This is a genomic window from Pseudomonas sp. NFPP04 (assembly GCF_900113815.1).
GTDB classification, from domain to species: Bacteria; Pseudomonadota; Gammaproteobacteria; order Pseudomonadales; family Pseudomonadaceae; genus Aquipseudomonas; species Aquipseudomonas extremorientalis.
The window spans coordinates 522466-534125 of sequence record NZ_FOQS01000003.1 but is presented as its reverse complement, the minus strand read 5'-3'; the positions used below and the strand labels follow the sequence as shown (position 1 = coordinate 534125).

At 61.3% G+C, this 11660-nt stretch carries 10 protein-coding genes; 2 read left to right on the top strand and 8 right to left on the bottom strand.

Going from position 1 to position 11660, the window contains the following annotated elements; all coding sequences use genetic code 11:
- Positions 1–31: 31 nt before the first annotated feature.
- The 5 genes from BM017_RS09735 to BM017_RS09715 form a co-directional block, all read right to left on the bottom strand.
- Complete coding sequence (locus tag BM017_RS09735) at positions 32–1753, bottom strand: ShlB/FhaC/HecB family hemolysin secretion/activation protein (protein ID WP_092243285.1); 1722 nt, start codon at positions 1751–1753, stop codon at positions 32–34.
- A 183-nt stretch (positions 1754–1936) separates the two neighbouring features.
- Complete coding sequence (locus BM017_RS09730) at positions 1937–2716, bottom strand: IclR family transcriptional regulator (protein WP_071492795.1); 780 nt, start codon at positions 2714–2716, stop codon at positions 1937–1939.
- Between the two features lie 120 nt (positions 2717–2836).
- Positions 2837–4153 (bottom strand): MFS transporter, encoded by a 1317-nt coding sequence (locus tag BM017_RS09725; protein ID WP_058424970.1) that lies wholly within the window; start codon positions 4151–4153, stop codon positions 2837–2839.
- 86 nt (positions 4154–4239) lie between these two features.
- Complete coding sequence (locus BM017_RS09720; protein ID WP_071492793.1) at positions 4240–5439, bottom strand: CaiB/BaiF CoA transferase family protein; 1200 nt, start codon at positions 5437–5439, stop codon at positions 4240–4242.
- Positions 5436–6377: a hydroxymethylglutaryl-CoA lyase gene (locus BM017_RS09715; protein ID WP_071492792.1), complete on the bottom strand. Its 942-nt coding sequence runs from the start codon at positions 6375–6377 to the stop codon at positions 5436–5438. Before BM017_RS09715 ends, BM017_RS09720 begins: the two co-directional genes overlap by 4 nt.
- 328 nt (positions 6378–6705) lie before the next feature.
- Between BM017_RS09715 and BM017_RS09710 the strand changes: the two genes are divergently transcribed.
- Together BM017_RS09710 and BM017_RS09705 are read left to right on the top strand one after the other, a co-directional pair.
- Positions 6706–7632 carry an SMP-30/gluconolactonase/LRE family protein gene (locus tag BM017_RS09710; protein WP_092243280.1) on the top strand — a complete coding sequence of 309 codons (927 nt, stop codon included), beginning with the start codon at positions 6706–6708 and terminating at the stop codon, positions 7630–7632.
- A 108-nt stretch (positions 7633–7740) separates the two neighbouring features.
- Positions 7741–9027 carry a CitMHS family transporter gene (locus tag BM017_RS09705; protein WP_058424974.1) on the top strand — a complete coding sequence of 429 codons (1287 nt, stop codon included), beginning with the start codon at positions 7741–7743 and terminating at the stop codon, positions 9025–9027.
- Between the two features lie 86 nt (positions 9028–9113).
- Here BM017_RS09705 and BM017_RS09700 read toward each other — a convergent pair whose 3' ends face one another.
- From BM017_RS09700 to BM017_RS09690, 3 genes are read right to left on the bottom strand one after another with little or no spacing between them, the layout of a single operon-like run.
- Positions 9114–9782: a hypothetical protein gene (locus tag BM017_RS09700; RefSeq protein ID WP_256575624.1), complete on the bottom strand. Its 669-nt coding sequence runs from the start codon at positions 9780–9782 to the stop codon at positions 9114–9116.
- A gap of 3 nt (positions 9783–9785) precedes the next feature.
- The gene (locus tag BM017_RS09695; protein WP_256575623.1) at positions 9786–11147 is read right to left on the bottom strand and encodes a M48 family metallopeptidase; all 1362 of its coding nucleotides are present in this window, start codon (positions 11145–11147) and stop codon (positions 9786–9788) included.
- Positions 11148–11150: 3 nt separating this feature from the next.
- Positions 11151–11579: a hypothetical protein gene (locus BM017_RS09690; RefSeq protein ID WP_071492789.1), complete on the bottom strand. Its 429-nt coding sequence runs from the start codon at positions 11577–11579 to the stop codon at positions 11151–11153.
- Between the last annotated feature and the right edge of the window lie 81 nt (positions 11580–11660).

Sequence of the window (11660 nt, the reverse complement as noted above, 5' to 3'; positions counted from 1 at the left end):
CATGTCCCAATGCCCAAAGGGCGGTAAAAAATTAAAGGAAGAAATCCATACGGAAGTAGATCGGCGCTTCACGTTCAGTGATCGGCCCCGGTCGTTCCAAAGAGTGTGCAAAGGTCACCGTGGCCGCGACGTTCTTGCCGCGTGCAAACAGTTCCAGGGAATTGCTGGTCATGCGCCCATGCTGTTCGGCGTTGTAGCGACCGTGGCGGATCACGCCCTGGTCGTAGCCGAGGCTGGTGCCGTATTCGCTGAACACCGGTTGCATCCAGGCCCAGGTCACCGGGCGGCTCCAGCGCAGGTCGTTGCGCCAGTAGCCGCCGCTGTCGCCGGACAGGCTTTGATCCTTGTAGCCGCGAATCGAGGACTGCCCACCCAGGCTCATGCGTTGCGGGCTGAACAGCACGTCTTCGCTGCGTTGGCCGGTCATCAGGCTACTGAAGCTGAATGACTCGCCCCACAACTTGAACGGGTACAGGTAGCTCACTGTCGCGGTGTATTTGCGGTAGCGCGCATCGGCCTGGCCGGGCCGTGGGTTGTGGTTGGCCTGGGCGTCGAAAGCGCCAATGCCGTCCTGCATGCCCAGGTCGATGTTGAGGAATGAACCGCCAATGCGCCGGCCGTGGTTGATGCCAAACTGGGCTTCGCTGAGGCGGTTGCTGCTCAGGGCGAGCTTGCTGTCTTCGATGAAGTTGTTGGTGCGCAGGTAGGCCACGCCGGTGCTCAAAGAAGTCTTGCTCAGGGCGTCGCGGTGGACGACCCGCTCCAAGCGCAACTGGTGGCTCTGGCTGTCACCGGACTGCTTGAAGTTGAAGCCGCTGGCCTGGGCCAGGGAGCGGTATTCAGTCTCGCTGTAGCTGTAATTGAGGTTCCACCAGCCAAACGGCAGGTTGTAGTTGAGCATCGAGTTGCGCGAGGTCTTCTGGTGGTCGCTGACGGCATCGTGGCCGCCGCGCAGGGAGAGTTGGTCGGCAAGGCCGAGAGGGTTATCCCAATCCAGGCTGACGCCCCACTGCTGCTCGCCAGTGGCGCGCTGGCCGCCGTTGTGACGCGACAGGCCGACGCGCCAGGGTTTCTGCGGGGTGTTTTTGACCAGCACTTCGCTGCCGCCTACTTCTTTGCCAGGAGCCAACTCCATCTGGGCCTGGTTCGAGGGCAGACGATTCAGTTGATCCACCATCTGCTCGATTTCACGCAGGTTGAGCAATTCACCCTTTTTGCCTGGAAAACTCATCGCGAGTTGCCGGTCGGTGATGCCGCTGCCCTGCTCGCCCTTCAATCCTTCGAGCCTGCCTTCGACTACCTGGATCTTGAGCACGCCGCTGGAGAGGTCTTGTTGCGGCAGGTAGGCACGGCTGGTGACCAGTCCTTTGGCCAGGTAGTGGTCGGTGATGACCTTGAGCACCTCATTGAGTTGCGGTACGCCCAGGCATTGCCCGATGTAGGGTTGGACCAGCGCGTGGCGCTCGCTTTCAGACAACGCATCGGCGCCAGTGAGTTCGATGGCCTTGATGGCGAAGCAGCGGGTGTCAGCAGGCGCTGTCGGTTTGGCAGGAGCGACGGCTTTGCCGGGCAGGTCCTTGAGTTCGTCGAGGCGGCGTTGTTGCTCTTGAAGCAGACGATCCTGGCGATCACGGATCAGATCAGTGACGCCCGGGGTGCTCTGCGGGGTCGCGCCTTGGACCGTCCCGGCGAAGCCCAGGCAAAAACAAGCGGACAGCAGGCCGAGCCTGGTCCGGCGTACCAAACGCCACATTTCTAGATCCCTCTATATGGCGTAGTGCCATCAATGAGCGGCGATCTTAAGATGGCGATATAGTGGCGTCAATTAAATGTACAACTTTGTACCACTACCGACTCCAAGAGAATGGGTATTGCCGGCCTTGGGTGGGCCGACTGCTGCCTCTCACAACATCGGCCCTAAGCGGTCGCTCGCCGGTTAACGACGGACCATCGATTCGCCCAGACGTGTCAGAGCTGCACGTAGCTCTCGGTCACTACCGCCTAGCGCATTGCTGGCGATGGCTGCATTTCTCAACAGGATCGACGCCGCATGTTCGATGTGTTCCTTGAGCAGACGGTCAGACGGACCGGACAAGGTCAGCGCCCCTTTCAACTCATGGCCCATGGCAAACACCGGCACTGATACGGCGGTAGTTTCCGGGTCCCGCTCGCCGAAGGAACAGGCCCAGAAGCGTTCGCGGACCTCGGTCAATGCAGGCTCCGCATCGCGGGAAAAGGCCCGAAGGATCTTGCCTGACGCTCCGGCCTGCAACGGAAAGCGCGCGCCTTCCAGCACCGAAACCCGCACCGCACGCTTGGGCTCGACCCGAAACAACACGACGCGGCTGCCGTTTTCCAGCACGTAGAACGAAGAGGTTTCACCGCTTTCCTCAGTGATCGACTCCAGCAAGGGGTGAATCACGTCACGCAGTCGGAACGAGCTCTGGTACAGCTGCGACAAACGCAGAGGCTCAGGGCCGACCGAGTAACGACCATCGGTGAGGCGACGGACGAACCCGGCTTTTTCCAGCGAGGCGATCAGGCGCAGGATGGTGCTTTTGTACAACCCCGTCCGCCGCGCGATTTCGGCCAGGGCCAGACAGTCCTGCTCGATGCTGAAGGCCGACAAAATGGCAAATGCGCGGTCGACGGCAGCCACGCCGCCTTCAGCATTGGCGGCCTGGTCGGAAAGGTTTTTTTCAGATTCGGTAGTCATAGACACTCATTGTCGATTCGTCGCTCGCAGGCGGCGGATGATTCGCAAACCACCCCGCCAACCCGCAAGACAATATCAGAGCCGCCCGATCCCTTCTGAAAAAAGTGCAGCCGCTGCTCACTACTCGCGCAGGAAGAAGCGAAGCGAGACGACCATTGCTGCGGCAACGAACATGATGCAGCCCATGACCATAAGACCTGCGGTGAACGACCCGGTGTAGTCCTTCAAAAAGCCCATCAGGTAAGGCCCGACAAACCCGCCAAACGCGCCAATGGAATTGATCAGTGCGATTCCACCCGCTGCGGCTTGCCCGCGCAGGAACTTGCCCGGCAAAGTGTAGAAAATCGTCTTGCCAGCGATTGTGCCGATCAGCGCTAAAGTAATCCCTGCCAGTGCCGGAACCAGCGCGTCCATTCGCAGCGCCAGGATTAACGCAAAGCCTGCCAGCAGCATGGCCACGGTCAGGTTGAAAATGCCTTTGCCCGTACGGTCCACATGTTTGGCCCAGATCAGTAGCGCTACAGTGGCAAAGAAGTACGGAATGGCCGCAACCCAGCCGATCATGCTGACTTCGACACCATGGGCCTTGAGCATCTGCGGCAACCAGATACCGATGCCGTAGGAGCCCAGGGTGAAGCTGAAGGTGATCGAGCTGAGAATCCACACGCGTGGGTCTTTGAGTGCGGCCTTGAAGCCATGGCTGTGCTGACCTTTGCTCTGCTCTTCGGCGAGCATGCCGGTCAGCACATGGCGTTCTTCGGCGGTCAGCCATTTGGCCTCGGCCGGGTGGTTGGTCAGCACCTTCAAGGTAATCAAACCGAGGATGCACGCTGGCACCCCTTCGATGAGAAACATCCATTGCCAACCCGCAAGCCCGAGCAAACCGTGCATCTGCAACAGCCAGATCGACAGCGGCCCACCCACCAGAAACGAGATCGGCGTGGCCACGGTAAACCAGGCCAACACCCGCGTGCGGTATTGCGCGGGGAACCACAGGGTAAGGAAGAAAATCACGCCGGGAAAGAAGCCGGCTTCAGCGATGCCAAGGATCAAGCGCACAATATAGAAGCTGTACGGCCCGACGATCATCGCGGTGGCGGCAGCGGCCAGGCCCCAAGTGATCATGATCCGCGCCATCCACAGGCGGGCGCCGAAACGGTACATCGCCAGATTGCTCGGCACTTCGCACAGGCAGTAGCCGAAGAACATGATGCCCGCGCCAAGGCCGAACTGCGTGGCGGTCAGGCCCAACTGCTCGGTCATCTGCAACGCGGCGTAGCCGACGCTGGTGCGGTCCAGGTAATTGAAGAAATACGCCAGCGCGAGCAAGGGGATCAAGCGCCAGGCGGCCTTGTGCAGGACGCGGGTCTGTTCGGCATCCAGGGAGCGCACGCTGCTGATATCGCTGCTGTGCGGGGGTGTCGTGACGATGGCCATGACGGGTTTCCTCAGCATTTATTTTTATAAGGCTGACGGCGGGAATGTCCGTCAGCTACAGGAATCAGGAATCCCTTCCAGCGGTATCAGCGAACGATGCCACGCCCGCGCAACGCTTCGATGTCACCCGACGCGTAGCCCATTTCTTCGAGCAGCTCGGCAGAGTGACTGCCCATTTGCGGCACATTGAGGCGGGTATTGAAGCGACGACCATTCATCTCGAACGGCAGCATTGGCACCTTGACCGCGTCGCCATTCTCCAGCGTCAGATGGGCCAGCCCACCCGACTCGTTCAGGTGCCGGTCGTCGAACAGGTCCTGCGGCCGCTGGATCGGCGAAAACGGCAGGCCCGTCTGCTCGCACAGGTCCATGACCTCCTGCTTGCTCATTTGCGCCAGACGCTCGCGGACCTGCGGCAGAATCCTCGCCCGGGCCTGCACGCGCTGGGTGTTTTTCGCCAGTCCAGGGTCGCGCCCCAGCTCTGTAAAGCCAAAACCCTGGCAGAAATTGACCCACTGGCTGTCGCTCACCACGCCCATGAACACCTGCTCATCGCCCAGGGTATTGAACACGTCGTAGATCGCCCAGGCTGACAAACGACTGGGCATCGGCGCGGCAGGCTTGCCAGTGGTTGCCATCTGCATCATGTGTTGCCCCACCAGAAACGCTGAGTTCTCGAACAGCCCGGTCTGCACGAACTGCCCTTCCCCGGTGTTTTTGCGTTGCCACAGCGCCGCCAGAATCGAGATGGCGCTGAACATGCCGCCCATTACGTCATTGACCGAGGCACCGGCGCGTAGCGGGCGGCCTTCGGGACCCGTCATGTAGGCCAGGCCCGTCATCATCTGCACCACCTCGTCCAGCGCAGTGCGATGTTCATACGGCCCCGGCAGAAAGCCTTTCATCGAGCTGTAGATGATGTCCGGCTTGATCGCCTTGACCTGCTCGTAGCCCAGGCCGAGCTTGTCCATGGCGCCGGGACGAAAGTTCTCGGTGACCACATCGGCGCTTTCGATCAGCTTGCGCACCGCGGCCATGCCTTCCTCGGTCTTGATGTCGACCGCGAAGCTTTTCTTGTTGCGGTTGTAGGTCATCCAGTAGCCAGCGCCGGAGCCGGTCAGGCGACGCGTGTTGTCACCCTCGGGCGTCGGCTCGACCTTGATCACTTCAGCGCCGAGGTCCGCCAGCACCAGCCCACAGGTCGGGCCCATGACCATGTGCACGAACTCGACCACACGCACGCCTGCCAGCGGCAGCGCCTGAAGGTTCCGATTGAGCAGGCTCATCGCGCACCTCCGGCGTAATGGAAATTCTTGCCGACGCCTGCGTCAGGGATGAAGCCATACAGCGGCTCTCCCGGCAGGCCCTGTTTCAGCCAGGCGCGAGCGGCCACCAGCTTGTCGATGTCCACGCCGGTGCGCAGGCCCATGGACTCGAGCAGGTAGACCAGATCCTCGGTCACGATATTGCCCGACGCCCCCGGCGCATACGGGCAACCGCCGATACCGCCCTGAGAGGCATCGATGGTGGTGACGCCAACATCCAGCGCCGCGACCACATTGGCCAGGCCCTGCCCACGGGTATTGTGAAAATGCGCGCTGCCGGCCTTGCTGCCGATCTCGTTGCGCAGACGGGTGAACACGCGACGCACCTGCGCCGGATTGGCGTACCCCACAGTGTCGGCGAGCCCGACTTCATCGACGCCCAGCTCGACCATGGTCAGGGCCATGCGAAGTACATCGTCCTCGGGCACCTCGCCCTGAATCGTGCAACCGAACACCGTCGACAGCCCGGCCTCGACCTCGACGTGCGGGAAGCGCTCGTTGCGCAGGGCCATCACCGTACGCACTTCGTCGTAGACCTGTTGATGGGTCTTGCGGATGTTGGCCAGTGAATGGGGCTCGCTGACGGAAATGGGCAGGGTGATCTTTTGTACGCCCGCGTTGAACGCTGCCTCGGCGCCCTTGAGGTTCGGCACCAGCGCGGTAACGAACACGTCCGAACGCTGACGCATGTGCGCCACCAACTCGGCGGCATCGGCCATTTGCGGCAGCAGTCTGGGGGACACGAACGAGCCGACCTCGATCTCCTTCAAGCCAGCGTCGGCCAGGGCCGTCAGCCATTGAAGCTTGAGCGCAGTGGGCATGGTCGCGCTAATGCTTTGCAGGCCATCACGGGGGCCGACCTCGCTGATCAGGATGTCCAGGTTGTTATTAGAGTTCATCGCCGGGTCTCCGGGTGGTGGAATGCAATAGTTCTATCTGACAGAACACTGTTCTGAAATAATCATGAGCCGACAAAATCCCACTGTCAACGCCTCTCATCCCGAGCGATGCGCCAGGGCGCTCCCGAGAGCGTTGGGAGTGCCTGGTGATGAATGGCGAAATGAAAAACAGACAATCCCGGTGGGTTGACAGCTGAAAAAATAAAGCCGAACCTTGTTCTATCTGCAAACACAACGTTCTGTCAGATAGAACAAAAACAATAAGGCGAAAAGGTCTCGTCACCAGCAAGATCGGTGCTTTCCGTTCGCCCCCGTAGGAGCTGATCCTGTGAGCCTGTATGCCCCGCCTCGCGATTTGTCGACCCGCGTGTTCACCACGCTGCCCGAAGAATTCTGGAAAGACGGCGACTCCGACTGGGTACGCGCCAACAAACCAGGGCAGAAGGTCAAAAGCTTTCTCGAAGGGCCGTCCTTCGACCGGGACGGCAACCTGTACGTCACCGACATTCCCTACGGCCGCATCCTGCGCATCGACCCTCAAGGCCACTGGACGTTGATCGCCGAGTACGATGGCTGGCCCAACGGTTTGAAAATCCACCGCGACGGGCGGATTTTCATCGCCGATTACAAGCAAGGGATCCTGACGCTCGCTCCGCACACCGGCGGGGTGACGCCGTTCCTCACTCACAGTCGCAGCGAAGGCTTCAAGGGTGTCAACGACCTATTCTTCGATGCCGGCGGCAAGCTGTACTTCACCGATCAGGGCCAGACCGGCCAGCAGGACCCGACCGGTCGCGTCTACGCCTATGATCTGGAAAAGCAGACCCTCACGCGTCTGATCGACAACGGCCCGAGCCCCAATGGCCTTGTCATGGACCTCGCGCAGAACGCGCTCTTCGTGGCGATGACCCGGGGCAACGCTGTCTGGCGCCTGCCGATCCAACGCGACGGCGGCACCAGCAAGGCGGGCATTTTCACCGCCATGGCCGGGGGCGTCAGTGGCGCCGACGGCATGGCGCTGGACAGCGAAGGCAATCTGTATGTGTGCGATGCCGGTAACGGCTGCGTCTGGGTGTTCGACCCTCACGCCGTGCCGCTGTACCGCATCCGCTCGTGCACCCAAGGCCGCACCCTGACCAACCTGGCGTTCGGTGGCGAGGGCAATCGGCAATTGTTCATCACCGACTCTTCTACCGGTTCCATCCTGGTCGCCGACCTGCCCCATAGCGGCCAGCCGATGTTCTCGCACCACTAAACCCGCAACACGCTGAATCCTGTGCGCCTGCTGCACCGGCTTCGTTCGGCCCGAAGAACGCGAGCCGTCCCGCGCTCGCCCCCTACAAAACCAATAAAAGGGATGCCCATGTTGATCTTTCTGAGCTACGCCATGATCGTCTGCTTCATGTACCTGATCATGAGCAAGCGCCTTTCACCGCTGGTGGCGCTGCTGCTGGTGCCGATCCTCTTCGGTTGCCTCGGCGGTTTCGCCACGCAACTGGGCGGCATGATGTACGACGGCGTGAAGATGCTCGCCCCCACCGGCATCATGTTGACCTTCGCGATCCTGTATTTCTGCATGATGACCGACGCCGGTCTGTTCAACCCGCTGATCAAGGTGCTGTTGCGGCTGGTCAAGGGCGACCCGCGCAAGATCGTTGTCGGCACCGCCGTGCTGGGGTTGTGCGTCGGCCTGGACGGCGACGGCGCAACCACGTACATCATCGCCACAGCAGCTTTTTTGCCGCTGTATCGTCTGACCGGCATTCGTTTGCAGGTCATGGCCACCGTGCTACTGCTGGCCATCGGGGTGATGAACATCCTGCCGTGGGCCGGGCCGTTTTCGCGAGCGGCCAGTGCCATGCATGTCGACATCACCGAACTGTTTTTACAGATGGTTCCCATCATGATTGCTGGCGGTGTATGGGTGATTTTTGCCGCCTGGTGGCTAGGTCGAATGGAATACCGCCGTTTGGGTATTGTCAGCGTCAGCGAAGACAAGGTGCTCGAAGGCTACGCACACGTTCGCCTGAGCGACCCGAAATTTCTGTTCAATGTGGTCCTGACGGTCGCCCTCATCAGCTCGATGATGCTCAGCCTGATGCCGCTGCCGATCCTGTTCATGGTCGCCTTCGGCCTGGGTTGCCTGATCAACTACCCGACGCTCAAACAGCAGAAGGAAGTCATCGGTCGGCACGCCGACAACGTGCTGGCCGTGACCCTGCTGATTTTTGCGGCGGGCATCTTCGTCGGCATCATGGGCGGCACCGGGATGATCAAGGCTATCTCCGATAACCTGATCGCCATCCTGCCAGAGCAGGCTGGCCACGGCATGTCAGTCATCACCGCGCTGCTCAGCATGCCGTTCACCTACGTCCTGACCAACGACGCGTTCTATTTTGGAGTGCTGCCCATCCTCGCCGAAACCGCTGCCCACTACGGCATCGGCCCCCACGAAATGGCCATCGCCTCGTTGATCGGCCAGCCAGTGCACCTGCTCAGCCCGCTGGTTGCCTCCACTTACCTACTGTGCGGGCTGCTGGACATTGACTATGGCGATAACCAGCGGGTCTCGCTGAAATGGACCTTCGGCACCGTGCTGGTGATGTTGATCGCGGCCATCGCAACTGGCGCGATCACGGTCATAAACTGAATGCTCAACAGGTTGATTTGCGGATCTGGATGTCAATGCAGCGAGGCAATTTCAACAACCCTGAACCGGCTCTACCGTACAACCGCTCAGGAATCGCGCTGCGTGCCCTGGCGCAGCGCATCAAGATGTTGTTGGGCCTGGGCGGCTTGGCAATAGGCGTTGAGGATGTCTGCGATCTGGTCGTCATCCAGGGCATGGCCCTCATGCATCAGGCCGGCGGATTGAATCAGGATCTGCGGCTGGGGTTTGTTCAGGGCCAGCGCCTGGTTGCCGAACAGCTGTCGCGTGGCGCGATGCACAGGCAGGGGCGCACCGGGTCGCAAAATCAGTTTCTGCACCGTCAGCCAGCCTTCCTCACTGACGCTGACGTCGGCAATTTCGACGAGATCGACCGGCGCACTCAAGGTGTCCACAAACAACTGGCGGCGGGTCAGGCGCATAAAGGCATGTTGCCCGGCGTTGCGGTGCTGCCAAGTGAGCAGTACGAACACCACGGCCATCACCGCGGCACACACGGCCAAGCCGTTGTAACCTCGGTGCAGCCCGAAGCCCAGCAAGCCCAGGGCAATCAGCAAAAACAGCGGACCGCGCACCTTGTAACGGCGCGAATTGGTGAATGCGGTCTGCTCGGGCACGCGATGGATGACCTGCTCGAGTTCGGCGATCGCACGCTCGCGCTGAGCTTCGCGGGAGTCGGCATATTCCTGACTGAGTGTGCTGGCGAGATCCGACAGCGGATCGGAGGGTTGGGTCATGGGTCATTCTCCTTGAACGATTGATATAGGCGGTGATACAGGCAGCCCGACATCGGAGGACGATGCATGGGTGAGTTGGCTGAACCAGTAGCGGTCGTGCTCGGTAGGCACGCGAGTGGCCTGGGCCAGCAGGTCGTCATCCAGTCGCACGCCCAGTTGCTGCATGCGCAGTGCTGTCGGCGGGTGCGTATCGAACGGGTGCGCGATGACATGGTCCAGCGCTGCCTTGTCCAAGCGCAGCGGTGTATGAAGCAGGTGGTCGGTCAGGGCCTGGATCAGGTTCGGGTGGCGCTCGGTGAGCAGCGTGTGGATCTCCCCGTCGAGCGCGATAACGCGTAACAGTGCCTGGCAGAATAAGCGCTCACCGCCGATGTTGCCGCCCACCCTATCTGCGACCAATTCCTGGGCGCGGCCCCAGTGGTGCACCGCCAGTTGAAAGTGGTGCAGGAAACGCTGCGTCATCCAGATTGCCGGGCGCTCGACCCACGCCGGGTCGGCATCCCCAGCGCTGATATACGAAAAGTGCAGGCACATCAGGCTGAAATGCGCCCCGATCTCGCTGCCCCGTTCGGTGTCGCGACTGCTGAAATGGCCCAGCTCATGGCCGATGATCGACGCCGCTTCGGCCTGGCTCAGGCTCGAGAGGTAGGTCAGCGGCAAGTAAAGGGTGCGCCCGCTGAGCACGTCACCGGCGGGTTGCAGCGCGACATCGACGCTGGTGACGAAAAACGCCTGGTCGATGCCCACCACGATATGGTCGGGCACCGGCGCGCCGGCCGTATTGGCCAGTTGCTCAACCCACGCCCATAAAGCCGGTGCCTTGTCGCGCCCCAGGGTTTGGCCCAGAAACGCCGAGGAAGGCCGGTCCAAGGCGTGCCATTGCCGGCGCAACCGCTCAATCAACCGGCAGCCTGTCCAGAGCACTGTAATCACTGGCACCGCCACCAACAGCATGAACCAGCCGCCGGCCTTGAAGTGGCTCCAGCCCCAGCTCAGTTCATACAGCAGGCACAGCGCCAGCGCGCAGACCAGCAGCCCGGTGTAGGCCACCAACCAGTGGCCCAGAGCACGCCAGCAGAGGAACAGACGGCCGTAAAGAAAATCCTTGGATTGCCGCGCGCGCCATGCGTCCAGCCGCATCTTGAGCCATGTTGAGAGCCCGGCCACCAACGCGGCGATGGCCAGCCAGTACGCCAACCCCGCCAGGGCCTGACGCACACGCAGCCAGGCGTAGTCGCCGTTGACACTTTGCGCCTCCCGCAGCACTTCATCGGCGCGCCAGCTCTGCAGACTGGCCCACCCCATCAGGGCCAGCGGCAGTACCAGTATCGTCAGCGCCCACGACCACCGTGCGAATCGACCCACTGCTCAGTTGGCCTGCAAATAATCGGTCAGGAATGCCTGCGCATTGCCTTGGCTGGACAGGAACTCGTCATAGCCAACGTTCAACGCTTGAGCGTCGCCGGGCAAGTACAGCTCGCCCCAGCCTTGACGCAGCACCAGCACGACGAACTTCTGGCCGTCCACGGTGGTGGAATAGCGGGTGTCCTTGCCGGTCTTTTCCACGGCCATTTTCTGGATCTTCATGTTCCAGTCGTGGTCCACGCCCTCTACCTGCACCAGCGCCTGATTGTCACTGCGCGCGCCGATGCGCAGGGTCCAGACTTTCACGCCGCCTTCGCCGGCATAGGCCAACACTTTTTCCGCGACTTCCGGGCGGTTGTCAGCCTGGGCGATCCCCGCGATCACGGCCAGAACCAGGCCCAGCAGCGCTGCCCACTTGCGATATATCAACATTTACGGCTTCCTCGACAGTTCAAAGCCGACCATTGAAATCAACGCGCCGACGCCTGCCAAGCGGTGCGGCCGTGGCGCACA

Excerpts from the sequence above, each read along its gene's own strand:
- BM017_RS09705 (WP_058424974.1), top strand. The coding sequence starts at position 7,741 with ATGTTGATCTTTCTGAGCTACGCCATGATCGTCTGCTTCATGTACCTG.
- BM017_RS09725 (WP_058424970.1), bottom strand. The coding sequence starts at position 4,153 with ATGGCCATCGTCACGACACCCCCGCACAGCAGCGATATCAGCAGCGTG.
- BM017_RS09730 (WP_071492795.1), bottom strand. The coding sequence starts at position 2,716 with ATGACTACCGAATCTGAAAAAAACCTTTCCGACCAGGCCGCCAATGCT.
- BM017_RS09720 (WP_071492793.1), bottom strand. The coding sequence starts at position 5,439 with ATGAGCCTGCTCAATCGGAACCTTCAGGCGCTGCCGCTGGCAGGCGTG.
- BM017_RS09690 (WP_071492789.1), bottom strand. The coding sequence starts at position 11,579 with ATGTTGATATATCGCAAGTGGGCAGCGCTGCTGGGCCTGGTTCTGGCC.
- BM017_RS09735 (WP_092243285.1), bottom strand. The coding sequence starts at position 1,753 with ATGTGGCGTTTGGTACGCCGGACCAGGCTCGGCCTGCTGTCCGCTTGT.
- BM017_RS09715 (WP_071492792.1), bottom strand. The coding sequence starts at position 6,377 with ATGAACTCTAATAACAACCTGGACATCCTGATCAGCGAGGTCGGCCCC.
- BM017_RS09700 (WP_256575624.1), bottom strand. The coding sequence starts at position 9,782 with ATGACCCAACCCTCCGATCCGCTGTCGGATCTCGCCAGCACACTCAGT.